The sequence below is a fragment of the Candidatus Pantoea soli genome (assembly GCF_007833795.1).
Taxonomy (GTDB): Bacteria; Pseudomonadota; Gammaproteobacteria; order Enterobacterales; family Enterobacteriaceae; genus Pantoea; species Pantoea soli.
In genome coordinates this window covers 3,146,632-3,172,776 of the sequence record NZ_CP032702.1, presented here as the reverse complement: position 1 = coordinate 3,172,776, position 26,145 = coordinate 3,146,632, and the positions used below count along the sequence as shown (strand labels likewise).

Annotated in this window: 20 protein-coding genes; 8 read left to right on the top strand and 12 right to left on the bottom strand. The window is 59.3% G+C overall.

Features of this window, described 5'->3' with window-relative positions; translation table 11 throughout:
- Positions 1–86: 86 nt before the first annotated feature.
- Positions 87–1,514, top strand: a complete 1,428-nt coding sequence (ftsP, locus tag D8B20_RS14620; protein WP_145889539.1) for a cell division protein FtsP — start codon at positions 87–89, stop codon at positions 1,512–1,514.
- Between the two features lie 55 nt (positions 1,515–1,569).
- Here the strand turns inward: ftsP and dkgA are convergent, their stop codons facing one another.
- Complete coding sequence (gene dkgA / locus D8B20_RS14615; RefSeq protein WP_145889538.1) at positions 1,570–2,397, bottom strand: 2,5-didehydrogluconate reductase DkgA; 828 nt, start codon at positions 2,395–2,397, stop codon at positions 1,570–1,572.
- Between the two features lie 206 nt (positions 2,398–2,603).
- On the opposite strand from dkgA, the gene D8B20_RS14610 reads away from it, so the two are divergent.
- Entirely contained in the window at positions 2,604–3,521 is a 918-nt protein-coding gene (locus D8B20_RS14610) for an AraC family transcriptional regulator (protein ID WP_145889537.1), read from the top strand.
- 34 nt (positions 3,522–3,555) lie between these two features.
- On the opposite strand, the gene D8B20_RS14605 is transcribed toward D8B20_RS14610, so the two are convergent.
- From D8B20_RS14605 to D8B20_RS14595, 3 genes are all read right to left on the bottom strand, one after another.
- Positions 3,556–4,218: a DedA family protein gene (locus tag D8B20_RS14605; protein WP_145889536.1), complete on the bottom strand. Its 663-nt coding sequence runs from the start codon at positions 4,216–4,218 to the stop codon at positions 3,556–3,558.
- A gap of 105 nt (positions 4,219–4,323) precedes the next feature.
- Positions 4,324–5,514, bottom strand: a complete 1,191-nt coding sequence (gene metC / locus D8B20_RS14600; RefSeq protein ID WP_145889535.1) for a cystathionine beta-lyase — start codon at positions 5,512–5,514, stop codon at positions 4,324–4,326.
- Between the two features lie 21 nt (positions 5,515–5,535).
- A complete protein-coding gene (locus D8B20_RS14595) occupies positions 5,536–5,847 on the bottom strand; it encodes a hypothetical protein (protein WP_145889534.1) in 312 nt (103 codons plus the stop codon).
- Between D8B20_RS14595 and exbB the strand changes: the two genes are divergently transcribed.
- The 3 genes from exbB to D8B20_RS14580 all read left to right on the top strand — a co-directional run bounded on the left by exbB (position 5,842) and on the right by D8B20_RS14580 (position 8,536).
- On the top strand, positions 5,842–6,570 hold the full coding sequence (exbB, locus tag D8B20_RS14590) for a tol-pal system-associated acyl-CoA thioesterase (protein ID WP_186454381.1): 729 nt from the start codon (positions 5,842–5,844) through the stop codon (positions 6,568–6,570). The genes D8B20_RS14595 and exbB overlap by 6 nt on opposite strands.
- 5 nt (positions 6,571–6,575) lie before the next feature.
- Complete coding sequence (exbD, locus tag D8B20_RS14585) at positions 6,576–6,998, top strand: TonB system transport protein ExbD (RefSeq protein ID WP_145889532.1); 423 nt, start codon at positions 6,576–6,578, stop codon at positions 6,996–6,998.
- A 215-nt stretch (positions 6,999–7,213) separates the two neighbouring features.
- Positions 7,214–8,536, top strand: a complete 1,323-nt coding sequence (locus tag D8B20_RS14580; RefSeq protein ID WP_145889531.1) for an MFS transporter — start codon at positions 7,214–7,216, stop codon at positions 8,534–8,536.
- An 87-nt stretch (positions 8,537–8,623) separates the two neighbouring features.
- Here the strand turns inward: D8B20_RS14580 and D8B20_RS14575 are convergent, their stop codons facing one another.
- From D8B20_RS14575 to D8B20_RS14555, 5 genes are read right to left on the bottom strand one after another with little or no spacing between them, the layout of a single operon-like run.
- Positions 8,624–9,586 carry a Csu type fimbrial protein gene (locus tag D8B20_RS14575; RefSeq protein ID WP_145889530.1) on the bottom strand — a complete coding sequence of 321 codons (963 nt, stop codon included), beginning with the start codon at positions 9,584–9,586 and terminating at the stop codon, positions 8,624–8,626.
- On the bottom strand, positions 9,583–12,006 hold the full coding sequence (locus D8B20_RS14570) for a fimbria/pilus outer membrane usher protein (protein WP_145889529.1): 2,424 nt from the start codon (positions 12,004–12,006) through the stop codon (positions 9,583–9,585). Before D8B20_RS14570 ends, D8B20_RS14575 begins: the two co-directional genes overlap by 4 nt.
- Positions 12,006–12,704, bottom strand: a complete 699-nt coding sequence (locus D8B20_RS14565) for a fimbrial biogenesis chaperone (RefSeq protein ID WP_186454439.1) — start codon at positions 12,702–12,704, stop codon at positions 12,006–12,008. Before D8B20_RS14565 ends, D8B20_RS14570 begins: the two co-directional genes overlap by 1 nt.
- 25 nt (positions 12,705–12,729) lie before the next feature.
- The gene (locus D8B20_RS14560; protein WP_145889528.1) at positions 12,730–13,245 is read right to left on the bottom strand and encodes a Csu type fimbrial protein; all 516 of its coding nucleotides are present in this window, start codon (positions 13,243–13,245) and stop codon (positions 12,730–12,732) included.
- 22 nt (positions 13,246–13,267) lie between these two features.
- Positions 13,268–13,837 carry a spore coat protein U domain-containing protein gene (locus D8B20_RS14555; protein WP_145889527.1) on the bottom strand — a complete coding sequence of 190 codons (570 nt, stop codon included), beginning with the start codon at positions 13,835–13,837 and terminating at the stop codon, positions 13,268–13,270.
- A gap of 534 nt (positions 13,838–14,371) precedes the next feature.
- Here D8B20_RS14555 and D8B20_RS14550 point away from each other — a divergent pair.
- Positions 14,372–16,474, top strand: coding sequence for a putative bifunctional diguanylate cyclase/phosphodiesterase (locus D8B20_RS14550; protein WP_145889526.1), 2,103 nt, complete (start codon positions 14,372–14,374; stop codon positions 16,472–16,474).
- Positions 16,475–16,614: 140 nt separating this feature from the next.
- Positions 16,615–18,711 (top strand): putative bifunctional diguanylate cyclase/phosphodiesterase, encoded by a 2,097-nt coding sequence (locus D8B20_RS14545; RefSeq protein ID WP_145889525.1) that lies wholly within the window; start codon positions 16,615–16,617, stop codon positions 18,709–18,711.
- 363 nt (positions 18,712–19,074) lie between these two features.
- Here D8B20_RS14545 and D8B20_RS14540 read toward each other — a convergent pair whose 3' ends face one another.
- Positions 19,075–22,647 (bottom strand): Ig-like domain-containing protein, encoded by a 3,573-nt coding sequence (locus D8B20_RS14540; protein ID WP_261388101.1) that lies wholly within the window; start codon positions 22,645–22,647, stop codon positions 19,075–19,077.
- A gap of 133 nt (positions 22,648–22,780) precedes the next feature.
- Positions 22,781–23,932 carry an Ig-like domain-containing protein gene (locus tag D8B20_RS14535; RefSeq protein ID WP_145889523.1) on the bottom strand — a complete coding sequence of 384 codons (1,152 nt, stop codon included), beginning with the start codon at positions 23,930–23,932 and terminating at the stop codon, positions 22,781–22,783.
- Between the two features lie 223 nt (positions 23,933–24,155).
- On the opposite strand from D8B20_RS14535, the gene D8B20_RS14530 reads away from it, so the two are divergent.
- Positions 24,156–25,577, top strand: a complete 1,422-nt coding sequence (locus D8B20_RS14530; RefSeq protein WP_145889522.1) for an aminotransferase-like domain-containing protein — start codon at positions 24,156–24,158, stop codon at positions 25,575–25,577.
- 58 nt (positions 25,578–25,635) lie between these two features.
- Here D8B20_RS14530 and D8B20_RS14525 read toward each other — a convergent pair whose 3' ends face one another.
- On the bottom strand, positions 25,636–26,118 hold the full coding sequence (locus D8B20_RS14525) for a YlaC family protein (protein WP_145889521.1): 483 nt from the start codon (positions 26,116–26,118) through the stop codon (positions 25,636–25,638).
- Between the last annotated feature and the right edge of the window lie 27 nt (positions 26,119–26,145).

Below are 26,145 nucleotides of genomic sequence, written 5' to 3'. Positions count from 1 at the left end.
GCAATCCGCTTCGGGCGCCAGATACGATTAAAAAGAACAACATGGACACGGCGCTGTCGCGCCACGCTCAAAAGGTCTGAAGTTTTATGTCTTGCAGCAGACGTCAGTTTATTCAGCTTTCTGCCGGTGTTGCACTGGCGACCAGTGCTATGCCTTATGCCGCCCGCGCCGCCGCGCCGCCGGGTGATGTTCCTCTGCCGGTACCGCCCTTAATCGAATCGCGCCGCGGTCAGCCGCTGTTTCTGACGCTGCAGCGCAGCCACTGGTCGTTCAGCGGCAACAGCAATAAAGTGCCGGTATGGGGCATCAATGGCCTCTATCTGGGGCCGACCGTGCGCGTTTACAGCGGCGATGACGTTAAGCTGATCTACAGCAACCGGCTCAATGAGCCAGTGGCAATGACGGTCAGCGGACTGCAGGTGCCGGGCGCGCTGATGGGTGGCGCTCCGCGCATGATGTCGGCAGGCGTGGACTGGGCGCCGGTGCTGCCGATTCGCCAGAGTGCCGCCACGCTGTGGTATCACGCCAATACGCCAAACCGCATGGCACCGCATGTCTACAACGGCCTGGCCGGCATGTGGCTGGTGGAAGATGACATCAGCAAAACGCTGCCGCTGCCGAAGCATTACGGTGTCGATGACTTCCCGCTGATTATTCAGGATAAGCGGCTCGATAACTTTGCAACGCCGGTCTACAACCCGCCTGCGGACGGCGGTTTCCTCGGCGATACGCTGCTGGTCAACGGTGTGCAGAACCCGTATGTCGATGTGTCGCGCGGCTGGGTGCGGTTGCGCCTGCTGAATGCGTCAAACGCACGCCGTTTCGATCTCAGCTTCTCTGACAACCGGCCGTTTACGGTGATCGCCAGCGATCAGGGCTTCCTGCCCGCGCCGGTCGCGGTGCAGACGCTGTCACTGGCACCGGGCGAGCGCCGGGAAGTGCTGGTCGATATGTCGCAGGGCGATGAGGTGTCGATCACCGCCGGGACGGCCGCGGGCATTATGGATCGCCTGCGCGGACTGTTTGAGCCTTCCTCTATCCTCACCAATACCCTGGTGCTGACGCTGCGTCCCACCGGCCTGCTGCCGCTGGTGACCGATAATCTGCCGATGCGCCTGCTGGCAGACCAGATCCTTGACGGCGTAGCGGTACGCACGCGCGAATTCCGTCTGGGCGATAACGTGCCCGGCATCAACGGCGTACTGTGGGATATGAATCGCATTGATACCACTGTGCAGCAGGGCACGTTTGAGCGCTGGATCATTCACGCCGATCGTCCGCAGTCGCTGCACATTCAGGGCGTCATGTTCCTGATTAAGAGCGTTAACGGGGCGCAGTCGATGGGCGAAGATCGCGGCTGGAAAGATACCGTGTGGGTCGATGGCGATGTGGAACTGCTGGTGAGCTTCCCGCAGAGTGCGTCCGACCATTTCCCGTTTGTTTATTACAGCCAGACGCTGGAGCTGGCGGACCGCGGTACCGCCGGACAGATGGTCGTCAATCCGGTCGGCTGACGCAAACCCGCCCCGCAGCCGCAGAGGCAGGTAGAGGGGCGGGGTACACCGACGCTTATCCGTTAAACTCTTCCGGATTCGGACCCAGGCGCTTGCCCTGATCCAGCTTCGCAATCTCACTCACTTCGGCTTTATCCAGACGGAAATCAAACACCTGGAAGTTTTCGTGAATGCGTGAAGGCGTGACCGATTTCGGGATCACCACCAGGCCGCTATCCAGATGCCAGCGAATCACAATCTGCGCCGGCGTCTTGCTGTACTTCTTCGCCAGCTGTTTGATGATCTCCTGATCGAACACCCCTTCGCCGCCCTGTGCCAGCGGGCTCCAGGATTCGGTCTGAATCTGATGCAGGGCGTTCCATGCATGCAGCGTGCGCTGCTGCAGCATCGGGTGCAGCTCAATCTGGTTCACGACCGGGGTCACGCCGGTCTCGTCGATCAGGCGCTTCAGATGCACTTCGTGGAAGTTACACACGCCGATACTTTTGGCTAAGCCCTGCTGCTGCAGCTCAATCATCTTTTTCCAGGCCTCGACGTAGGTGTCTTTTTCCGGGCATGGCCAGTGCATCAGGTATAAATCCACCTGATCCAGCTGCAGTTTTTTCAGGCTGGTTTCCAGCGCCTGCTGGCCATTCTGCTGGTCATCATTCCACAGTTTGGTGGTAATGAAGATCTCCTCACGCGCCACATCGGTCTCCTGCAGCGCCTGGCCAACCGCCTCCTCGTTCTTGTAGATGGCGGCGGTATCAATGGAGCGGTAGCCAACTTTCAGTGCCTCAACAATGGCGTTACGCGCATCATCAATACTCGCCTGCCATACGCCAAGGCCCAGCTGCGGCATCATGTTGCCGTCGTGCAATTTAATAATCGGTTGATCTGCCATGGTTGCTCCTTATCTGTTGCAGTGACTTACCGTAGAAACGATGTGCTTAAGTCTAGACAACAAACTTAACCCGCGGATCATTGTGGCAGGGGCGGCGCACTTTCGCCCGGTGCATTTCTGCCGGAATCTTGCCTGATTCTCCAGCCAGGTGGAGATTTTTGCAGCGATACGGCACACTGCAGGCTTTGCCGTCAGGGAGAAAAACCATGCCGCACGACGCCCTTTGCCGCCAGCTGGCGCAGCGCGTAATTGCGCTGATGAGTCAGCCCCATAAGCCGCCGTGTGCGGTGGAACATGTCAGGCTGATTTACGCCTGCGATCCGCTGCCGCGCACGCCAATGATGTATCAGCCGGGGATTGTCATTCTGTTCCAGGGGCAGAAAACCGGCTATCTCGGCAGCACGGTGTTTCATTATGACGCCACCAAATACCTGATGATTACCGTGCCGCTGCCGGTGGAGTGTGAAACCAACGCCACGCCGCAGACCCCGCTGGCCGGAATGTGCCTTAACGTTGACACCGCCAGCCTGCAGGATCTGCTGATGAGCATGGGCGACGACGACCAGTTTCAGCCACAGCCGCAGACCTCCGGCATTCATTCCGCCTTTCTCAGTGAAGAGATGCTGTGCGCCGCTGAGCGTCTGCTGGATGTGATGGAGAAACCGCGCGATGCGCGCGTGCTCGGGCCGCAGCTGGTGCGGGAGATGCTCTACTACGTACTGACCGGGCCGATTGGCGGGGCGCTGCTGGCACTGGTCAGCCGTCAGACGCAGTTCAGTCAGATTGCCCGCGCGCTGCGCCGCATCGAAAATCAGTTTGCCGAAAGCCTGAGCGTAGAGATGCTGGCCGCCGAGGTGAACATGAGCGTGTCAGCGTTTCATCACAACTTCAAAGCGGTGACGCAGACCTCTCCGCTGCAGTATCTGAAGCGCTATCGCCTGCATCAGGCGCGGCTGCTGATGCTGCAGGATGGGCTGAAAGCCAGCGCGGCAGCGGTGCGCGTCGGCTACGAAAGCCCTTCGCAGTTTTCGCGGGAGTTTAAACGCTATTTTGGCGTGACGCCGGGGGAGGAGATCAGCCGGGCGCGTCAGGCATTGCCGTCCGCGCCGGTTGATGCGGCATAAGGCAGGCGAGCGGTGCCGCACCGCCTGAAGGGGATCAGGACGCCTTCTGACGCCGTTTCTTCCAGATCACCACAATGCTGCCCGCCAGGCCAATAAACAGCAGCGCAATCGGCAGCACCATCAGAAACGCCATCACCTGGTCTTCGTGCCGTTTGATAAACGGCACCTGGCTGATGCCATAACCCATCGCTACCACAATGCCGACCCACAGCACGCCGCTCAGCCAGTTGAACAGCTGAAAGCGGCCATTCTGCAGGCCGGAAATGCCCGCCATGGTCGGCAGCAGCGTGCGGACAAAGGCAAGGAAACGGCCCACCAGCAGCGCCATCAGGCCGTGACGGTTAAACAGATGCCAGGCCCGCTGGTGATACTGCGCGGGCAGATGCATCAGCCAGCTTTTGACCAGCTTCGTATTGCCCAGCCAGCGCCCCTGCAGGTAGCTCAGCCAGCAGCCCAGGCTGGCGGCGGTGGTGAGGATGACCATCGTGGGGACAAAATCCATCACGCCTTTTGCAATCATGGCCCCGGCCAGCAGCAGCAGACTGTCGCCCGGTAAAAATGAGGCGGGCAGTAAACCATTTTCCAGGAACAGCGTCAGAAACATCACGCCGTAAACAATCCATACGACTTCCGGATTGGCCAGCGCAGCAAAATCCTGATGCCACAGCGCCTGGACAATCTCATGTAAAACACCCATCAGCTATCCCATCGAGTCACAAGGCTTCTATGTTAACCCTCTGGCGCGGCGTATTCGTTGATCGCGAACCCGTCGTGCCGGATGGTTTATGTTTTGTTTATTATTTTACGCTTTCAGGCGCGCAAAGCCGGCTTTCAGGTCGTCCAGCAGATCGGTCACATGCTCTAATCCGATATGCAGCCGCACCAGCGTGCCGTCGAAATCAACGCCACCGGCCGGGCGAATCGCCGCCAGCTCTTCCGGCTGATTCGCCAGAATCAACGATTCATATCCTCCCCACGAATAAGCCATGCTGAAATGGTGGAAGTGATCGAGATAATTTGCCAGTTGTTCACGGCTAAGTTTTTCCTGCAGGACAAAAGAGAACAGCCCGCTGCTACCGCTGAAATCGCGCTGCCAGAAAGCGTGCCCCTTGCTGTGTTCCAGCGCCGGATGGTTAACGCGCGCCACTTCCGGCTGTGCGGCCAGCCAGTGCGCGACCTCCAGGGCGCTCTCTTCATGCTGACGCAGTCGCGTGCCCAGCGTGCGCAGGCCGCGGCTGGCCATATACGCCGTATCGGCATCCACCATCTGCCCCATCAGATAGGAGTTTTCACGCAGCTGCGGCCAGCAGCGTGCGTTCGCCACCGCGGTGCCGATCATGGCGTCGCTGTGACCGATGATGTATTTGGTGCCGGCCTGAATCGAGATATCAATATCGTATGCCAGCGCGTTAAACAGCACGCCGGCCGCCCAGGTATTATCGATCATGATGATGGCGTCCGGCGCTTTGGCGCGGACGGCAGCGACGATCGCCGGGATGTCCTGCACTTCCATCGTGATCGAGGCCGGAGACTCCAGGAACACCACGCGGGTATTGGGCTGCACTAATGCGCCAATTTCGCTGCCGATGCAGTGATCGAACCAGGTCGTGGTGACGTTGAGTTTGTGAAGAATTTTGCTGCAGAAATCCTGCGTGGGTTCGTAGACGGCACCGCTCATCAGAATGTGGTCGCCGGCTTCCACAAAGGCGAGGATGGCATTGGCGACGGCGGCAGCGCCGCACGGGTAGAGCACACAGCCTGCACCGCCTTCCAGCTCGGTCATCGCATCCTGCAGCGAGAAGTGGGTCAGGGTGCCGCGCCGGCCATAAAACAGTTCGCCGCTGGCGCGTCCGGCGGTGGCGCGTTTTTTATCCGCAACGGTATCAAACACCAGCGACGATGCGCGCTGGATGACGCTGTTCACCGCGCCCTGGGTGTAACGTTTGCTGCGTCCCGCACTGACCAGCGTGGTATCAATTTTTTTCGTTGCCATCACTGCCTTTCCTGACACGTCTTACAAAACATCCAACTTACCACGAATCGCCGTGCGGGGTTGAGCCTGTTTGCCGAATATCAGAGTGACGCCAGTCCGCAGGCCGGGCGGCACCGATCGCCACGCGCCATCAGCGCAGCCAGCCAGCTCACCGGCACGCTTACCCGCACCGCAGACAACCTTGCGCTGCGTCAATCCGGCGGCAACGGGTTTGTAAATAGTAATGAGAACCACTATCACTTCGCTGGTTTTCTTTGCTATGATCGGTGATTCAATCGTGAACTGTGCAACAGAAGTTGGAGACGCAGCGTGGTAGCCAGTGATTTGATGCAAACAGACCTGTCTGTCTGGGGCATGTATCAGCATGCCGATATCGTGGTGAAGATCGTGATGATTGGCCTGTTACTGGCCTCGGTCGTGACCTGGGCGATTTTCTTCGGCAAATACGCGGAGCTCAGCGCAGCCAGACGCCGTCTGAAACGTGAACAGCAGGCGCTGGGCGAAGTCCGCTCGCTGACTGAGGCGTACCGCGCGGCGGAAAACTTCAACAGCAACAGCCACAGCGCGGTTCTGCTGCGCGATGCGCAAAACGAGTGCGAACTCTCCGCCGGCAGCGAAGATCCTGACGGCATCAAAGAGCGCACCAGCTTCCGCCTTGAGCGCCGCGTGGCGGCCTTCAGCCGTCATGCTGGTCGCGGCAACGGTTTCCTTGCCACCATCGGTTCCGTTGCGCCCTTTGTCGGCCTGTTCGGCACCGTGTGGGGCATCATGAACAGCTTTATCGGCATTGCCAAAACCCAGACCACCAACCTCGCCGTGGTTGCGCCCGGCATCGCCGAAGCCCTGCTGGCAACCGCCATCGGGCTGGTCGCCGCCATTCCGGCGGTGGTGATCTACAACGTCTTTGCCCGCATGATCGCCAGCTATAAAGCGTCGCTGGGCGATGTGGCGGCACAGGTGATGCTGCTGCAGAGCCGCGATCTGGATCTCGGCCGGCTCGATACCGCGAAAGACGTGAACCGTCCGGCGGCGGCACAGAAGCTGCGTGCAGGGTAACCATTATGGCGATGCGTTTAAACGACGATACCGCGGGCGACGGTGAAATGCATGAAATCAACGTGACGCCGTTTATCGACGTCATGCTGGTGTTGCTGATCATCTTTATGGTGGCGGCCCCGTTAGCGACGGTGGACGTGCGCGTCAATCTGCCGGCCTCTACCAGCACGCCACAGCCGCGTCCGGAAAAACCAGTGTATCTGTCAATCAAAGCGGATAAGCAGATCTACATCGGCAATGATGCGGTAAGCAAAGAGACGCTGGTCAATGCGCTGAGCGCACAAACCGGCGGCAACAAAGAGACCACCATCTTCTTCCAGGCGGATAAGTCCGTGGACTATGCAACGCTGATGGCGGTGATGGATGAGCTGCGTGCCGCTGGCTACCTGAAGATTGGATTGATGGGAATGGAAACCGTGAAGCGCTGAGTGCGCACTGCGTATGCCTGACAGGCCGCTGAGACAGCGGCTTTTTTTATGGCGGTGACAGCCTGCCCGCCACACCCTTCCTGCGAACCCCTCTCCGCGCAATGTTAATGTCTTGTTACTTTTTGTCTTATGTTTGTAAACTGCAATGGTGAGCGCGATCACATCTATTCCTGGCGGAGCAGGCTACAACTGCCTGAAAAACCAGGAAGGATACTATGAGCGCGCAAACCTCTTTACAAAAGCCACCCCGCAGCGGGGCCAGAACCATCTTCAGCGTTACCAGCGGTAACTTTCTTGAGATGTATGATTTTATGGTGTTTGGCTATTACGCCACCGCCATCGCGAAAACCTTTTTCCCCGGTGACGATCCCTTTGCCTCACTGATGCTGACATTGATGACCTTCGGCGCGGGCTTCCTGATGCGCCCGCTTGGTGCCATCGTGCTGGGGGCGTATATCGACCACCACGGACGCCGCAAAGGGCTGCTGCTGACGCTGGGCCTGATGGCCCTTGGCACGCTGACCATCGCGCTGGTGCCAGGTTATGCCACGCTTGGTGCTGCCGCCCCGATCCTGATTCTGCTGGGCCGCCTGCTGCAGGGCTTTTCTGCCGGGGTAGAGCTGGGCGGCGTGTCGGTTTATCTGTCAGAAGTGGCGCCAAAAGGGCGCAAAGGGTTTTACGTCAGCTGGCAGTCCGGCAGCCAGCAGGTTGCGGTCATCTTTGCCGCACTGCTCGGTCTGGGCCTGAACCACCTGCTGGCGAAAGACGCCGTCACCGAGTGGGGCTGGCGTATTCCGTTTGTGGTGGGCTGTCTGATTGTGCCGTTCCTGTTCTGGATCCGCCGCATGCTGGAAGAGACCGAAGCCTTCAGCCAGCGTAAAACCCATCCATCCATGGGGCAGATTGTGCGCTCGGTGGGCCAGAACTGGGCGCTGGTGCTGGCGGGCATGCTGATGGTGGTGACCACCACGGTCATGTTTTACATGATCACCGCCTTTACCCCGACGTTCGGCAAAACCGTGCTGATGATGAGCGACAAGCAGAGCTTCCTCGTCACGCTGTTTGTCGGCATCTCTAATCTGTTCTGGCTGCCGGTCATGGGGGCGCTGTCAGACCGCGTGGGCCGTCGCCCGCTGCTGATCACCTTTACCGTCCTGATGATCCTCACCACCTGGCCGGTGCTGCACGGCCTGGTCGGGTCGCCCACTTTTGCGCATCTGGTGGAAGCCGAACTGTGGCTGTCGTTTCTGTATGCCAGCTATAACGGCGCGATGGTGGTGTATCTGGCGGAGATCATGCCGGCGGAAGTGCGTGCCTGCGGCTTCTCACTGGCGTACAGCCTGGCCACCGCGCTGTTTGGTGGCTTTACCCCGGCGGTGTCCAGCTACCTGATTCATGCCACCGGCGACAAAGCGATGCCGGGGGCGTGGCTGTCGTTTGCCGCCGTATGCGGATTAATCGGTACCCTGCTGATTGGCCGCATGGTGAAGCAGTATCAGGCCCGCCATCGCGCCGCGCCGGTCAGCGCTTCTCTGTAATTCCGCCGGTGGTTGCAGCGGTGCGCGTGACGGCGCGCCCTGCAACCCCAGGCCGCCCGCCTGCATAACTGCCACGCCTGTCCCCGGCTAAAACGCCACATCCACCACCACGCTGTCGCTGTAACTGCCCGCCGCCGGCGTGGCCTGCGTGGTAAGAATCTGCGCGGTATAGGTGAAGTTACGCGTCACGGTATCAGTGTTGAGCGAGGTAGACGCGCTACTGCTCCAGCGATCGGTGCCGGTGGGGCCCCAGCGCGCGGTGGTGGTGGTGCCCTTATAGATATCGTACGCCAGCCGGTTCGTGCCGCTCGCCATCTGGCGCGTCGTGCCGCTGTAGTAGCTGCCGTTGCTCAGCCCGACGGTATAACTGCTGCCTTTCGAGCACACCACATTAATCGTCTGCTGTACGGTAGCGAAACTGCCCACCAGCGGTGCGCTGCCGAAGCTGACGTTAGGCGCCGTGATGGTGGTGCAGTCATTAGTGACAACCATGTTAACGGTGATCGGCAGCGCCGTGCCGCTGCTGCTCTGTACGGTGCCAATACATGCTCCGGCCACGTTTGCCCCGGCGCAGACGTTATAGCTCACCGTCAGCGTCAGCGTCGTGGTGTAGCTGCCGGCGGCGATCACCTGTCCCGGCACGGTGCGGTAATAGAGCGGAATAGTGAAGTTCTGCGTGGTGCCCAGTCCCAGCAGCGCGGCCGAGTTGTAGGTATGCGCACTGCCCTGGCGCAGCTCAGTGGCGCAGCTGCTGTCGATGCACAGCTGAATCGGCACGTTATCGGTACCGCCCGCTGTCGCTTTCAGGGTGGCGCGGGTACCGCTCAGGTTGCTGGCAGTGGTGAAGGCGTAGGTCACGAAATCGCTGCCCAGCAGGCTCAGGGTGCCGGAGCCGCAGTTAACGTTCGTGTTGCCGGAGGTCGGCACCGCGGTCGACTGAATGTAGAAGGTGGTCTGCGTCCCGAAGCTCACCGCCGGTGCGGCGAGCGAACAGAGCGCATAGCTGCTGCCAGGCAGCAGAAACAGCAGTAACAACAGCAGTTGTCTCATGGTGTGATCCCTGACTGAGAAGAGGTGGCCGCACCTGCCGGCGCTGGCGGCAGCGCACAGGTCAGCGGGCCGTAGGTGTGCAGTGCTTTGGGCTGGCCGTCGGCAATGCGCAGCGTAGTGGTGCAGCGGCGGCCATCCGGCGTCACGACGCGCAGCGGGTTGCTGGCGCGCAGGTTCTCCATCCAGACAATGCCGTCCCAGCCGACATACTCCGTGGCCTGGCCGTCGCGCAGCACCTGGCTGGAGAGCGGCAGCGGCCGATCGTTGCTGTCGTGCAGCACCACGCTGGCGGCGCGCAGTCGCTCAACCGGAAAATCGAGCAGATAGCCGCTTTTGCGCTTCACGGCAAAACGCTGCTCCACCTGCGGCGCGGTCATGTCAGCGGGCAGATCGAGCGTATCAATGGTGTATTTCGCGCCATAGTAGCTGCTGATGGAGGGCACCAGCAGATATCCCGCCCGATCGGTGCGGCCCATGGTCTGGTTTTCATAGCGCACCGTGACATCCGGGTAGCGGGTTTTTACCACCACAAACGCGTCGGTGATGTCGTTGGCGACAAACAGCCGGTTATCCATCAGCACCAGCGCGCCGCTGAAGTCGGCCCACTGCGTGCTGTTGTCGCGGTCGCCGTAAAAGCCGGCGGAGGTGTCAATGCGGCTGTTGCGATAGCGCAGGCTGCCCTGACGATAGTCGCCGCTGTCGCCGCCCTGATGCGCCCATGAGGCGTCATAGGCGAGGCCACCGTCAGTGGGCATGGCACGCGACAGATAAACCCGCTGACTGTCGCGTCCCTGCTGGTCGCGCTCCACGCTGACCGACGCGCTGCTTTGCTCGCCAAATGGGATCACCAGCGCAAGCGCGCCGCTCCATTCACCCTGCTGCTGGTCGCGACTGGCGGAGAGGTACAGGCTGCTGTTGCCCCACAGATTTTTACTCCACGACACATTCCACAGCCGGGTGTGATTGCCAGGCCCCCCGGCGATATCCAGATACGCCAGTCCGACGCTGCCATACTCACTCAGCGAGACGCTGGCGGTATACTGGGCGCTGCGGCGCGCCAGTGAATAACCGGTGTTCGCGCTGTCACCCCGGCTGTCTGCCAGCGCGAGATTGCCAAAATCAGCGCTGCGCAGCGTGTGCTGCGTGCCCAGGCTGAACCAGCTGGTGTTGTACTGATAGCCCCAGCTGTATTGCATCCCTGCATGACCGTCCATCTGGCTGCGCGCCAGCGCACCGTTAATCACGCCCAGACTGCCTGCCTTCAGCAGCCCACCGGCACCGCCCATGGCGACGGCGCGGCTGCCTTCCGCATGGGATTCCAGCGTCAGCCAGTCGTTCACGCCATAGCGGTAGGAGCCACTCGCCGCGGCCGCGCCATAATCGGCATTTTTCACGCCGTAATTTTCGCGTACCGCACCCGCCGAAAAGGCGTAATCCGACAGGCCGGGTTTCAGCAGGCTGCTGGAGACATAAAACGGCAGCGTGGTGGTCACCTGCCGTCCCACCGCATCGGTCGTGGTGATTACTGCGTCCCCGGCACCGTTAACAAAGGGCACATTGGTCAGCGACCACGGGCCAGGCTGCACGTCGGCACGGGCGCTGCGGTAGCCATTGATAAACAGATCGACGGCGGACGGCACTGCCGCCTGGCCGTTAAAAGCGGGCAGGGGATAGGTCACCAGATCGGGCCGTACGCTAAAATCACGCGCAATCTGCAGCCCGCCGAGGCGTACGCTGTTGCTCCAGCTCAGCGCGTCGGTAATCACGTCGCCGACGCGCCAGCTCAGGGCGGCATGCTCATTTTCATTACTGAACCAGGTATCGTAGCGGATATATCCCTGCTGCTGGCCGCGCACGCCGCCCGCCAGCGGCTGGGTGTAAACGCCATTGGTCGAGAACTGCCCGTCCGGGCCAAACAGGCGCAGCTCATTCCAGCTGGAGAGGCGCGAACCGGCGTTATCTGTTCGCGTGGCGTAAAAATCGTAGTTGAGCAGTGCGCCATTGCTGGCGCGCCCCGGATAGCGCGGGCCCTGCTGCGCCTCACCCAGGGTTTGCACCGGCAGCCACGCCGGCGGCACCGTCAGCAACAGCCGCTGGCGTGGTTCATCGTATTCCACCCGCACGCCGGGCAGCTGGTTAACATCAATCTGCTGCCCCTGCAGCTTCTCCGCCGGAAGACCGGCGCGCTGTAAATCGCCGCTGCGCAGCCAGAATTCACCGTTGCGGCGTTCAGCCGGCACGATGTTGCCGTTTGCACGCTGGTTCACTATCAGTTCCAGCATATATTGCTGACCACTGGCGCTGCGCTGCAGCGCAGGCGGGGGCGGCAGCTCGGAGAAGGTTTCCGCGCTGCTGTTGAGGGCGATCAGCGACAGCGCGCTGGTGACCGCCAGCGCGCACCGGTGCGGCTTACGCTTCATCAGCGCGCGGCAGCGCTGCGCCAGGGACGTTTATTCACTTCGGCCGCCAGCTCGCCCTGCAGGTTGCTGGTCAGCGGCCAGCGATTGCTGCTGTTGGCCAGCACGTAGCCGAACAGGCCGTTGCCGAGCGCGCGTCCGCCAAGGGTGACATTACTCAGGCGCGCATGGCCGTTGCCGCGGTTGGTCAGCTCCAGCCAGCGTTTGCCGCCGCTGCTGACCGTGTGCCAGCGCAGATCGGCGCGGGCGCTGTCGCGGGTCAGGCCGTCGCCGTAGACAAACAGCGGCACGGAGTAGCGCATCTGAAAGTTGAGCCCGGCCTGGTTTTCACCCGGCGTGCGGGGCGTCGGGATCTCGTCCAGCACCACGCGGTACGCTTTTTCCTGTCCCGCCGCCGGCGGCGTCTGTTTGATCAGGCGCACCAGCTGTTTCTGTCCCGGCTCCAGGCGCACCATGGGTGGGCTGGCCACCACCTGCTGCTGTGTCTGATACTGATCTTTCCCGCTGACCTGCTGCCAGTCAAAGATGCGCACCTGCATGATGGTGGAGGCATTACCGCGATTCTCCAGCCACAGTTCGCTGGCTTTGTCGTCCGGATTGATTGCCGGATCGATCGGCCAGATCATCAGCGAGTTAGCGGCGAATACCGCGGGCGTCAGTACCAGACAAAACACCGTAAACAGGGCGCGCAGGCTCATCATCATTCATCCTTTTTGTGTGCTGCGGTCACCAGCTCAGCGTGACGGTCAGCGTATCGGTGTAGGTCCCGGCGCGCGTCGGGCCGGGCAGGGTTAACAGGCCGTAAATCGGCAAAACTATGTTGTTCGCATTGCTGTAGCTCAGCGCCACCGGGGTATTAACCGGAATCGGCACTGTGTGCGCCGCGTTGGTGTACAGGCTGTAAGCCACGGTGTTGGTATTGCTGGTGTGTTTGAGGTTGCGCGTGCTGGTGTAATTGCTGCCGCCGTTGATGCTCATGCTCAGCGCGGTGCCCGGCGTGCAGGCCAGGGTGAGGGTAGTGCTTTGCGCCAGCGCGGCGCTCGCGCTGCTGCTCGCCACGCCGGACTGCGTGCCGAAATTCAGCGTGCCAAAGACCCCGGTGTTGGTCCCGGAGACAACGCAGCCTGCCACCACTGATGCAGAGACCTGAAAGGTTGCCGTGGGCAAACCCCAGGCAGAGACGCTCCCTATCAGCAGGGCAAGGCCGCAGGCTGTGTGCATTCCGCGCTGCACGGCGGCCATCCTGATTAACGCAACGCCGGTGTCAGTAATTCACCGCCACGCTGATGGTATCGGTGTAGGTGCCCGCCGGGATCAGCGGGTTAAAGCCGCCGCCGACCACCCGACCGTAAATGGCGTAGTTGGTGCCCAGCGTCGGGTCCGTGGTGCCGCTGGGGGCGATATTGGTGTTATTGGCAATCGCGGTGGTGAACGCCGCATCGCTGTACAGCGTATAAGCAATGCCCTGCGTATTATTTGATCCGAGGATCAGATAGCGCGGCTGGCCGCTGACCGTACCGTAAATGGTGGCCGGTGCCGGGCTGCTGCTGGTGACCTGCACGTTAAAGGTCTGGCCGGTGGTACAGCGCACAAAGATCCCGTTACCGGACGCGCCCACCAGCGTGGCATTTAAAGTGTCAAAGGTGGCGGCGCTGCTACCAAAGTTCAGGGTACCGAAGTTGACCCCGCTGGTGGCGGACTGACCGTTCACCAGACAGCCGGTGGTGAGGTTTAAGGTGGCATTGATGGTTCCCGTTGTGGTGGCGGCAAAAGCAGCAACCGGGGTGAGCGCGGCGCTCAGGCTGGTAGCCAAAAGAAAAAGCTTGCGTTTCATAATCATTCCTTACTGATTATCAGGGACAAGTGCTTTTTCACCTGGTGGTCCATTTATGAAACGAACCCGGAAGTAATAAGACGCCGCGATCGGCAAACAGAGGCAAAGTCCGATCTTCTAAGAAAATTCTGAGAGGTCGGTTAAATGATTTATATCAGTTTTCTTTACTATAGAACACCCTTTTGCCGCTTGTCGCGGGCGCGACAGATTTTCACCTAATCAATTCCCCGTTTTTGCCGATAATGCAGTCATGACAAGGGCTGCAGGCCGGTTAAAAAAAACAAATAGCAGAAAGGGAAAGCCTCTGTCGCGATTACCGGTTCAGTGATATGTTCATGCATTAATCAGATATCATTAATTTTCCGGCGGCGACCGACAGCGGATAAAGACCAGAAATCGTGCGCAGGGACCAGATTTGTCTGGTCCTGATTCTGTCGTGCGGCCAGCGGCCCGCGCCGCCGTTAACGGATGTTTGCCTGTTTCATTTTGACGACACCGCCCCCGCGCCGCAGCGGGTTGAGCTGAGGAACACACATGTTGCTGGTTACCTGGGATAGCGGGCTGATTGCCGTCTCGCTGATCGTGGCGTTTATTGCGGCCTTTACCGCGCTGGACACCGCCGGGCGGGTCGCCGTTTCCCGTGGCATGCTGGCAAAACTGTGGCTGACAGCGGGCGGCATGGCAATGGGCATCGGGATCTGGGCGATGCACTTTATCGGCATGCTGGCGATGATGATGCCGATGACCATGCGTTACGATACCCGGCTGACGGTTATTTCACTGCTGGTGGCGATTGTCGCCAGCATCTTTGCGTTTGCGCAGGTGGTGCAGGGCAGCCAGCTCACGCGGCGGCGGCTGAGCAGCGGCACGCTGATTCTCGGCAGCGGCATCGTGGCCATGCACTATCTGGGTATGAACGCGCTGCTGATTGAGCCCGCCATCCGCTGGAATATGTTGCTGGTGGCGATCTCGGTGCTGATTGCCTGTGCTGCTTCCGGGGTCGCGCTGTGGCTGGCTTTTCATCTGCGGCAGGGCGAAAGTCTGCTGCTGCTGCGTCTCTGTGCGGCGCTGGTCATGGGCATGGCCATCGCCGGAATGCACTATACCGGCATGGCGGCCGCGCAATATGGCATGCCCGGCGGTATGGCACAGCACCGGGGCATCAGTGAAGATGGCCTGGCAGTGTGGGTGACCATCATTACGCTGAGCATTCTCGGCCTGACGCTGCTTATCTCGATGCTGGATGCCCAGCTGCGCGCCGCCCGGCTCGCCGCCCGACTGAAACATGCCAACAGTGAACTGCGCCAGCTGGCGCTGCATGACAACCTCACCGCACTGCCCAATCGCGTGCTGCTGGAGCAGCAGCTGCAGGCGCAGATCAAACATGCCACGCTGCACAATGAAAACTTCGCGCTGATGTTTATGGACCTCGACGGCTTTAAAGCGGTTAACGACAGCTGGGGCCATCACGTTGGCGATCGGCTGTTGATCGCCGTAGCCGGGCGGCTGCGCAGCCCGCTGGCGCCGACGATTCTGCTGGCGCGACTCGGCGGTGATGAGTTTGTGATGCTGTGCCCGCAATACGGTGTGCTGCAGGCCGAAGCGCTGGCGCAGCGTCTGGTGGACAGCATCAACACCCCGTTTGAGCTGGATCGCTACTCGCTGCGCGTGTCGCTCAGCATTGGCATTGTCATCTTTCCGTATCACGGCCGCGGCCAGCAGGAGATGATGTTTAATGCGGATTCCGCCATGTATCACACCAAACACAGCGGCCGTAACGGCTGGAGCCTGTTCGAACCGGTGATGAGCGCCGTGGCGCAGCATCAGCTGGCGCTGGCAAACGATCTGTGGAACGCGCTGGAACATCATGAGATGCGTCTCTACTACCAGCCCAAGTTTCGCGCTGGCGGCACCCTGCTGATGGGCTTTGAAGCGCTGCTGCGCTGGCAGCATCCGCGCCGCGGCCTGCTGATGCCGGATATGTTTCTGCCGCGCGCTGAAAAAACCGGACAGATTGTGGCGCTGGGCAACTGGGTGATCCACGAAGCCTGCCGCCAGCTGCGGCAGTGGCACGATGCAGGGCATGGCGACTGGAGTGTCTCTGTGAATCTCTCCGCCCTGCAGTTTCATCAGCGCGATCTGCCTGACAGCCTGCGTGACGCGCTGCAGCAGTATCAGCTGCCGGAAGGCGCGCTGATGCTGGAGATCACCGAAAACATCGCCATGCGCGATCCGCAATTCAGCCAGCAGCGCATCGCAGAGCTGCACCGGCTGGGCGTGCGCGTAGCGATTGATAAATTCGGCATTGGCTATGCCAACCTGCTGCACCTTAAGCATCTGGAAGCCAGCGAGCTGAAGATCGATCGCGTATTCATTAACAGCCTGCGCGCGGACAGCGAAGACGCCACGGTGGTGAGCGCCATGCTGACGCTGGCGCAGAGCCTGAACCTGCGCATGGTGGCAGAAGGGGTGGAAACCGAAGAGCAGCAGCGCCTGCTGACCCGTCTCGGCTTTGATACCCTGCAGGGTTACCTGCTGGGCAAACCGACGCCTGCCGATCGCATTGGTGAGTTTACCGCAGCGCCAGTGCGGCCCGGCGTGTTTAGCGACAGCGCGCTGCCGCTGACCGGTGCCTGAGCCGCGCGCTATCTCGCGTCGGAGACTTTCATCGAGCAGCGGCTCATCCCGGCGGCATTGCTGCCGATAATTTCAGTGAATAACCGTTTCCATTTTTTACCCAAGCTGTGTTAACCCAGCTTTTGCTATGGGCAATCACTATGTTAGTGACTTCATATGATGCGTTTATCGTCGTCGTTTCTGTTCTGGTGGCGATGCTGGCTTCCTATACCGCGCTGGACATGGCGGGACGGGTCGCCTCTTCCAGCGGGCGCGTAGCGCTGGCCTGGCTGTTTGGCGGCGGCTTCGCCATGGGCGTCGGAATCTGGGCCATGCACTTTATCGGCATGCTGTCGATAAACCTCGACATGATGATGAGCTACGACCCGCTGCTGACCGCCACCTCGATGGTGGTGGCGATTTTCGCGTCGATTTTTGCCCTGTGGCTGGTGTGCTCGGCGGTAGCGCTGCCGTGGCGACGGCTGGTGTGCGGCGCGCTGGTGCTTGGCTCCGGCGTGGTGGCGATGCACTACACCGGCATGGCGGCGCTGATGTTTGTGCCGGGCATTGTCTGGAACTGGGGCTGGGTGGGGGTGTCGGTGCTGATCGCGCTGGTGGCTTCCGGGGCCGCACTGTGGCTGGCGTTCAACCTGCGCGAAGGGCAGGGGCGCGTGGCGCTGCTGCGGCTGGGCGCGTCCGTGGTCATGGGCTGTGCGATCGCTGGTATGCACTACACCGGCATGGCGGCAGCCAGCTTCCCGATGCACAGCCACAGCACGCACCATGGCGTCAACAGCGACTGGCTGGCGATTCTGGTCACCGTGGTGACGCTGGCCATCCTCGGTATCACTTTGCTGGTCTCCATGCTGGATGCGCGCATGCAGGCGCGCACCTCGATCCTCGCCCGCTCGCTGGCGGAGGCCAACCGCGAACTGGCGCAGCTGGCGCTGCACGATAACTTAACCCGCCTGCCAAACCGCATTCTGCTGGAAGATCGCCTGGAGCAGGCGCTGAACAAAGCCGACCGGGAACACTCACAGTTTGCGCTGATGTTTATGGATCTTGACGGTTTCAAGGCGGTAAACGACGCCTTTGGCCACCATGTGGGCGATAACCTGCTGGTGGCGGTGACCGAGCGCATGACTCACCAGATGAAAGGGCACTACACGCTGGCGCGGCTGGGTGGCGATGAGTTCGTGCTGCTGATTGAGATAGACGAGCCCAACGATGCCGCTGCGGTGGCGGATGCGCTGGTGAAAGCGGTGGATCGTCCGTTCAGCGTCTCGCGTTACGAGTTGGTGGTCTCACTGAGTATCGGCATCGCGGTCTATCCCGGCGATGGCAAAGACGAACGCGAACTGATGTTCAACGCTGACGCCGCCATGTATCACACCAAAAACAACGGCCGCAACGGCTATAACTTCTTCCAGCCCTCCATGAACACGCTGGCGCAGTCGCAGCTGCAGCTGAATAACGACCTCTGGCAGGCGCTGGACAATAACGAACTGCAGCTGTTTTATCAGCCAAAATATTGCGCGCCGAGCGGGCCCATCATTGGCTTTGAAGCGCTGCTGCGCTGGCAGCATCCGACGCGCGGCCTGCTTTCGCCGGACACCTTTCTGCCGATTGCCGAGAAGACCGGCATGATCGTCAACATCGGTACCTGGGTGATCAACGAAGCCTGCCGTCAGCTGCACAGCTGGCATCAGCAGGGGCATCCGCACTGGTCGGTGGCGGTGAACCTCTCGCCGCTGCAGTTTGAGCAAAGCAACCTGGTGGAAACCGTCACCCGGGCGCTGGCACAGCATCATATTCCGGCGGAACTGCTGACGCTGGAAGTCACGGAAACCACCGCAATGCGCGATCCGGAAGAGAGCGTGCGTATTCTGACCGAGCTGACCAACATGGGCGTCCGCGCCTCGATTGACGACTTCGGCACCGGCTACTCCAGCCTGCTGTATCTCAAGCGTCTGCCGGCCAGCGAGCTGAAAATTGACCGCGCCTTTGTCAACGAGCTGCAGGCCCACTCGGAGGATGCCACCATTGTGTCTGCCATCGTGGCGCTGGCGCAGTCGCTGAATCTCAAGGTGGTGGCCGAAGGGGTGGAAACCCAGGATCAGCAGGCATTTCTGACCAGCCTGGGCTGCGATACGCTGCAGGGCTACCTGCTGGGCAAACCGCTGCCGCCGGAGAAAATCAGCGCCCTGCCAAACTTTGTGAAAAATCATGCCGCCGCGCTGGCCAGCACGGTGGAATAGCGCGGAAACGTGCGCAGCACAGGCGCGGTGCAGCCTCGCGTCACGCCGGGTGTGGATGAATGCGGAAAGGGGAAAGGGCAGGGAGAGCCGCGCAGCCGCGTAAACCCGCAGATCATCCTTGTGGCGCGGCGCTATCCGGCGGGTTTTGGCTTGTCACAGCAGTGCGTCGCTAACGCCGGGTCGGCACCACAAAATCATAGCTCCACACAATAAAAAAGCCGCAGCATAGCGGCTGCGGCCTGAAGTTAAATCAGTTTTTCTTTAAAAAGGAATCTTTCACTGGCAAAAAACGCAGGCTGCAGGCGGGCCGCTATTACGAGGTAAAAGCGCTGTTTTCCACGTGCAGTCAGTGCAAACGGCTTTTTATACCAGTTCAGTTTTCACGCCCTCCTGCACCAGCAGTTCGGCCTCGCCGTTGCTGTAGACGTTATAGGCCACACCCGCCACCGTCACGGTGCCCGCTTCCTGCGTCCAGCCGGAGAGTGCTTCACCCTCTGGCAGGATATCCGCCAGCTGCACCACGTCACCCTCGTTGCCGTTGACCATCAGCTGGGTTTTGCCGTCTTCGATGAACACGTCTTTCGCACCGTGCGCCAGCAGGCTTTCCGCATCGATGCGCAGTGTGTTATCGCCGCTGCCGGTGATATCGAAGATTTCCACCGACTTCACCTTATCGCCAGTCAGGCTCAGATCCAGCAGTTGGTTTGCGCCTTCAATATAAAGCGTGTCGACCATGTCCTCACGGCCTGCAACCGGCGATTGATCGAGATCTGCCACCTCTTTCACAATCAGCGCGGCAGATTCCTCTGTTGCACTGTGCTCGGTATAGCCATCAAAGATATAGGCATTGCCGGCGGCATTCTCCACCGGATGCACATACTCACCCCATTTGATGTCATCTATATAGAAACCAATATCGCTGTCGGTTGCTGTCGTCTCCTGTCCCAGCACCAGCTCGATATAGCCAATTTTTTTACCTGCGGGCGCAATAAACTGATAGAGATCCGGCACAATGTCATTGGCAATACTGCCCACCGTGGCGATATTGCCCCGATATAAAATCTCCCCTTCCGGCGAATAGGCAATGAACTGATGCGCATCCGCCGTGTGCACGGCGGAAAGCCGGAACTCCACTTTCTCCGTCGCACCAAAATCAAATTTATAGATGGTGTTGTCACCCAGTATTAACGATCTTTTTTTTCCATTCCCGTTATAGATGCGCGTCTGATCGGCATTTGAATCCGCGAGTTTCACCGCCGAAATTTTCAGCCCGCCGCTCAGGTCGGTGACCCGGTTGAGGTCAAATTTTTTACCTGCGTCGTAACTGTCAAAGGATTCCAGGCCAGAATGAATATTTACGCCCCAGGCGATATTATCGATCGTGAAACCAGCATCATTATACGTTGGGTTTTCTGGTGCCAATTCGTCCAGAACCTCTATTTCGATATAATCAATGAATTTTCCAGCCGGAGCGGTATAGCTGAATTTTTTACAGTTAATATCAGCTGAACTAAGCCGTATTATATCCAGAATATTACCCTCGGTATCATAAATCCTGACATTGTGGCCCCCATCAAGAAATACGTTATTATAATCAAACGTAACCGCCTCGGTTTTGCCGAATTTCAGCTCGTAGAGGGAATTGTTTCTGAGAAACAGTGCATTGTGCGCATTATAAGATTCGACGTTGTGAATCGTTGCCGCTGTCCCATCAAGGGTTGTAAATAAAATCCCCCCCGGCAGACGGGTTTGCGTGCCTTTACTGAAAGAGGTGCCACTAGTCAAAGTGTCCAGATTTTCATAGCCGTGTTCCTCAATTACGCCTGTAGGACGAAAGTCAGATTTGGTTAAAATATTATCAATGAAAAATTCTTCCAGATTGCTAACCAAATGAATTTTAGCATGGCTTATATGAATGTCTTTGGAGAAGAAACGTAGCACTTCTCGCGTGTTATTACGAATGTCTCTGGCATAGACCCGGCCGATTTCTTTGTCACTGGCGTCATAGAAGCTGATATAAGAGTTTGCCCCCTCCCAGTCCATCGCCGTCAGCTCGAAATAATTAATCTTATCATTGAATTTTATTAACATCTCAATCGGGTTGCTGATGTTGCCATTTTTAACCAAAAGAGATTTGCCAAAAATAGTGTGATCCACAATGGAATAGGCCACATTATTTTGGAATAGAGGCTCAAACGTCAGGCCTCGATAAATATATTGCGAAGTAAATGTCTGTGGGGCGAGATCTTCGAAATCATAACTGGTGAGAGTCACATACTCGGCGACCGTAATGGGATAGACATTGCCAAAATCCGCGCCGCTCCCGGCCTTCGCCTTAAATTGCCAGTCGCCAGATTCCAGCGGTTGTGCCGGCGTAAACGACCAGTTACCTTTTGTATCGGTCGTGGCAAAACCGGTTAGCCAGGTCTGACCATCCTGTGAGTACTGAATTTCTACCTGGCTATTGGCTTCCGCCTTACCGCGCAATTCAGGCTGGGTATCATTGGTTTTATCTCCCGGTTTGACGTTACCAATTATATTACCGACATCATCCCAGATGGTATGAATCTGCGGAAACAGCTCAGCCGGTGCGCCGATTTTAAGTGTAAAGCTTTCACCGCTGACAAGACTGCTGTCTGCTCTGTCGCTTGCCAGGAATTCAAACATTCCCGCTGGCAGCGGTGGCGGCTCTAGTGCCCACGTACCGTCAGGACCGGCGATGGCGCTGCCCAGCAGTGCCCAACTGCCTGACTGGCTGCGGTAATGCACATACACCAGGCTGTTGGCTTCAGCGCGACCGCGCAGTGATGGCGTGTGATCGTCAGTCAATGCGCCGTTATCCAGTTTCCCGGTATAGTCACCGAAATCATCCCAGGCATGTGTAATCTCCAGTTCGCTGCCCGGCGTCAGGTCAATATCCAGTTTGAATTCATCGGTCCAGCCCGCACCGGCGTTGGCACGGAACTCCCAGTGCCCTTCGCTCAGCGCCGGGTCCGGCGTCCAGCTCCAGTCCGTGCCGTTCAGCGTGGCCAGCCCGCCATCAGCCCACTGCCCGTCGCCGGTGCGGTACTGTATGCGCACGCTGCTGCCCGCCGGCGCGGTGCCGTACAGGGTTGGGGTGATGTCATCGGTCAGCGCGCCGCTGGTCAGGGTGCCCTGAAACGTTCCCGCATCGTCCTCCGCGTGAGTAATGAGAACCACGCGGGGAGCATCGGCGCCGATGGTCAGCGTAAAAGCGTCCGAGGCGGTGCTGACGTGGCCGCGGCCGTCGGTGCTGGTGACGGTAAAGGTATGCCCGCCCTCCGGCAGTTCCTGTACCGGCGTAATTTCCCAGCCGCCGGTGCTGTCGGCGATGGCGCTGCCAATCAGCGTTCCGCCATCATAAAGGTGCACTACTGAACCGGCTTCCGCGCGGCCGCTGAAGGCTGGTCTGGTATCATCGGTGCGTGCCCCCGGCGTCAGCCAGCCCTGCTGTGCGCCCTGGTCATCAATCACGCGCAGAATTTCCGGCTTGTCCGGTGCGGTGGTGTCGATATGCAGGATAACCTGTTTCGGGATGCCAACGTTCTGCGCCTGGTCAACGATATAAATTGAAAGTGAATACTCGCCGTCGTTCAGCTCAAACGGCGGCGTCCACTCGTAATAACCGTTCTCATCAATAGCGACAGTGTATTCCTGATCATTCAGGACAAACTTTACGGTGTTGCCTTTTTCCTGCGGACTGGAGCCGGAAAGCGTTGGCTGTTTCCTGGTGGTCCAGAAATGGGTGGTCGGATCAATAACGCTGTTCATAAAGGTATTCCTCTGGTTTTCAAACGGAAAGAGCGTCAAACGGTTTATCGCCGGACAGCTGGCTGGCGTTGATAGTAAGAGAACGGGTAAAAGAGCCTGAACAAGACCTGTCCTGAAGCAGGAAAAAACTGAGCCAGTAACCACCAATAAAAAAGCCGCAGTATTTCTGCTGCGGCTAAGCTGATGTAATTAAGTGATAAAATGACCATGCGTGCACAATTCACAATGGATGTTGAGATGAATTGCGACCAGAATTGTCCCGCTTATTATCGGCGGCTTACGCCAGTTCGTTTTTTACTGTTTCGGGTATTAGCAATTCAGTGTCACAGCCAGTCTGGCTGTAAACCTGATACTGCTGGCCTCCCACGGTCACGCTACCTGCCTGCTGCTCCCAGCAGCTGTCGGCTGCATTCAGCATCGCGTGCAGGGGAGCCAGATCCACTTCATCGCTGTTAAGCAGTAACTGCGTTTTGCCATTTTCAATAAACATGCCTTCGCTGGCGTCATGCAGTAACGCGTTGATGCCGGGATTCGGCACATCCGGACGCTGGGTATCGACGTTAAAGGCCCATGCCGGGGACTGCGCACTGCTGCCCTGGTGCGCCACGGTGATAACATGGTCGCCATCCGGTAATCCCGTGGCGGGAGTGAAGCGCCAGTCACCGCTGGCATCCACGCCCGCAGCGCCAATAGCGCTGCCATTATCAAAGATGATCACGGTTTCCCCGGCAATGCCGGTACCGGAAAAGGTTGGCATATTGTCATTGGTATGCCCGTCCTGACTGATGGCGCCAATGCCGGGTCCCACATCGTCCCAGATGTCGTTCAGCACCGGCGGGTTATCAATGCCTTCTGCGGGGGCATTGACAGTAAGCATAAAGGGATCGGATTTGTCACTGACGTGATTGACGCTGTCAATCGCTTCGGCGCGCAGTTCATGGGTGCCATTTTCCAGCTCTACCTCCAGCTGCCATAGCCCGTTGCGGTCTGCGGTGGTTTCACCCACCAGCTTGTCGCCGGCATAGATTTTCACCGTGCTGTTGGGCTCGGCGCTGCCTTTCAGCGTGGGCGTTTTGTCATCAGTGGTCTCACCCGGACGCAGGATACCGGTGCTGGCACCAAAATCATCGCTGGCTTGCAGAATCACCGGGGCATCCGGCGGCAGAGTATCAAGCGTCAGCAGATACTGTGACGAAGGCCCGACGTTCCCTGCGCGGTCAACGAGGAAAAAGCTGAATACATGATCGCCCTCGTCCAGCGCTGACTCTGTCTGCCATGACCATTTGCCGTCGACAACGGTGGTGGTGAAGGTCACACCGTCAGCGGTAATGTACACGGTGGCACCTTCATTGCGGGGGGCATTTCCCCTGATGGTGGGAAACGGATTGGTAATGGTCTGGCGTATCAATTTATTGATTGTCTGGGTCATGTTGACTTTCCATGTTTATATGGCGCGGGAGGCGCCTGTCGTTGTTAAGACTCATCACCGCTGCGCGGGGAGTGACCTGGTGCACTATGCTGGCTTCGCGCATGGTAGAGGATGCGTTAATCGCCGCTGTACAAGACCTGTCCCGAACCCGGTTGCGCCAGCCATACCCAGCCTGCGCCAATCCATGTAAACTGGCGCGCGACATTTCCGCATCGGAGGCGCAGTGGCGAAATATCAGCAATTGGTGGATCAGCTTCGTGAACAGATCGAAGCGCACATCTGGCCGACGGGTGAAAAGCTGCCCTCGCTGCGCCAGCAGGCGGAGCAGAGCGGCCTGAGCCTGATGACGGTGATGCACGCCTATGAAGTGCTGGAGAGTCAGGGCTGGATTGTGTCGAAGCCGCAGTCGGGCTATTACGTCGCGCCGCGCGCCGCCAGCAGCCGTGCGCGCCCGCCGGTGCAGGCCATCGCCAGAACCGATCAGGCCGATACCAACAGCTTTGTTTTTGACGTGCTGCAGGCCACGCGCGATCCGGCCATCATGCCGTTTGGTTCCGCCTTTCCCGATCCGGAGCTGTTCCCGCAGCGCCAGCTGATGCGCTCGCTGGTCAAGGTGTCGCACACCCTGCGGCCGGGCGATGCGCTGAACAACCTGCCGCCCGGCAACGAAGCGTTGCGCAAGATCCTCGCCCAGCGCTATGCGCAGCAGGGGATTACGCTGTCGCCGGACGATATCGTCATTACCAACGGTGCGATGGAAGCGCTGAATCTCAGCCTGCAGGCGGTCACCGAGCCGGGCGACTGGGTGGTGATTGAAAATCCCTCTTTCTACGGCGCGCTGCAGGCGATTGAGCGCCTGAAGCTGAACGCCATCGCCATCGCCAGCGATGTGCAACAGGGCATCGATCTGCAGGAGCTGGAGCAGGCCCTGCAGCGCTGGCCGGTAAAAGCCTGCTGGCTGATGACCAACCGGCAAAACCCGCTGGGATACACCCTGAGCGCAGAGCGCAAACAGCAGCTGGTGGCGCTGCTGGCGCGCTATGACGTGGCGATGATTGAGGACGATGTCTACAGCGATCTCTACAGCGGCCAGGATAAGCCGCTGCCGGCCAAAGCCTTTGATCGCGACGGCCGGGTGCTGCACTGCGGCAGCTTTTCCAAGAATCTGGTGGCGGGGTTTCGCGTCGGCTGGGTCGCAGCCGGGCGCTATGCGCAGCGGGTGCAGCGGATTCAGCTGATGAGCACGCTCTCAACCAGCGCGCCCATGCAGCTGGCGCTGGCCGATTTCCTCTCCACCCGCAGCTACGACACCCATCTGAAACGGCTGAGGCAAACCTTAGCAAAGCGCAAACAGCTGGCACAGCAGGCGCTGCGCCGCGTCCTGCCCGCCGATGCGCACGTCAGCGATACGCCGGGCGGCTATTTTTTGTGGATCGCATTGCCGGAGCACATCAACACCACCGCGCTGTACCATCTGGCCTTACAGGCCGGCATCAGCATTGCGCCGGGGCAGCTGTTTTCCAGCGGCGATCAGTTCAGCCACTGCTTTCGTTTTAATACGGCCTGGCCGTGGGACAGTCGTGCCGAAGCGGCAGTTGAAACGCTGGGTCAGCTGATTGCGCAGCTGGCAGGCGCGCGGCGCTGAGCGTTCGCGCGCTCAGCGCCAGCCTGCCATCGGGAAGGGGGCAAAAGCAGGGCGGGAATTATACCGTGGCAGCCTGCTGATGGCCCCAGGTCAGGTAGTAGACATCATAGAAGTCCACTTCGCCTTTCTGTTTCATCAGGCGATCAATGCCGCTGCGCACGCGTTCCGGCGTGCCGGGATTGGCCAGAATTTTATTCAGCGCCTGCTGTGACACCGGCTGCACGTAGTACCATTCGCCGTTGTAGCACACGCGTAAATCCAGCGTATCAATGTCTTCAAAGCGGTATTTCGGGTTGATGTCCATCAGCATCAGCACGCTCATGACCAGCACGAACACCGTGGCGAACCAGAAAGCAGGCCAGCCAAGCATTTCGGTGGAAAAAATCAGCGCGACGCACAGGCCATAGCACAGGTACATCACCGCCCACAGTCCCGGATGGGTTTTCAGGAAGTTAAAGCTAAAACGCGGCAAATTGTCGCGCCGCTCTTCGCGGTTGAGCGTGTCGATTTCATCGATCAGGATTTGTTTAATCGCGTCCATTATTCACCTCTGATTTTCACTGCCTGC

Coding starts and splice junctions, on each gene's coding strand:
- ftsP (WP_145889539.1), top strand. CDS start 87: ATGTCTTGCAGCAGACGTCAGTTTATTCAGCTTTCTGCCGGTGTTGCA.
- dkgA (WP_145889538.1), bottom strand. CDS start 2,397: ATGGCAGATCAACCGATTATTAAATTGCACGACGGCAACATGATGCCG.
- D8B20_RS14610 (WP_145889537.1), top strand. CDS start 2,604: ATGCCGCACGACGCCCTTTGCCGCCAGCTGGCGCAGCGCGTAATTGCG.
- D8B20_RS14605 (WP_145889536.1), bottom strand. CDS start 4,218: ATGGGTGTTTTACATGAGATTGTCCAGGCGCTGTGGCATCAGGATTTT.
- metC (WP_145889535.1), bottom strand. CDS start 5,514: ATGGCAACGAAAAAAATTGATACCACGCTGGTCAGTGCGGGACGCAGC.
- exbB (WP_186454381.1), top strand. CDS start 5,842: ATGCAAACAGACCTGTCTGTCTGGGGCATGTATCAGCATGCCGATATC.
- exbD (WP_145889532.1), top strand. CDS start 6,576: ATGGCGATGCGTTTAAACGACGATACCGCGGGCGACGGTGAAATGCAT.
- D8B20_RS14580 (WP_145889531.1), top strand. CDS start 7,214: ATGAGCGCGCAAACCTCTTTACAAAAGCCACCCCGCAGCGGGGCCAGA.
- D8B20_RS14575 (WP_145889530.1), bottom strand. CDS start 9,586: ATGAGACAACTGCTGTTGTTACTGCTGTTTCTGCTGCCTGGCAGCAGC.
- D8B20_RS14570 (WP_145889529.1), bottom strand. CDS start 12,006: ATGAAGCGTAAGCCGCACCGGTGCGCGCTGGCGGTCACCAGCGCGCTG.
- D8B20_RS14565 (WP_186454439.1), bottom strand. CDS start 12,704: ATGATGAGCCTGCGCGCCCTGTTTACGGTGTTTTGTCTGGTACTGACG.
- D8B20_RS14560 (WP_145889528.1), bottom strand. CDS start 13,245: ATGGCCGCCGTGCAGCGCGGAATGCACACAGCCTGCGGCCTTGCCCTG.
- D8B20_RS14555 (WP_145889527.1), bottom strand. CDS start 13,837: ATGAAACGCAAGCTTTTTCTTTTGGCTACCAGCCTGAGCGCCGCGCTC.
- D8B20_RS14550 (WP_145889526.1), top strand. CDS start 14,372: ATGTTGCTGGTTACCTGGGATAGCGGGCTGATTGCCGTCTCGCTGATC.
- D8B20_RS14545 (WP_145889525.1), top strand. CDS start 16,615: ATGTTAGTGACTTCATATGATGCGTTTATCGTCGTCGTTTCTGTTCTG.
- D8B20_RS14535 (WP_145889523.1), bottom strand. CDS start 23,932: ATGACCCAGACAATCAATAAATTGATACGCCAGACCATTACCAATCCG.
- D8B20_RS14525 (WP_145889521.1), bottom strand. CDS start 26,118: ATGGACGCGATTAAACAAATCCTGATCGATGAAATCGACACGCTCAAC.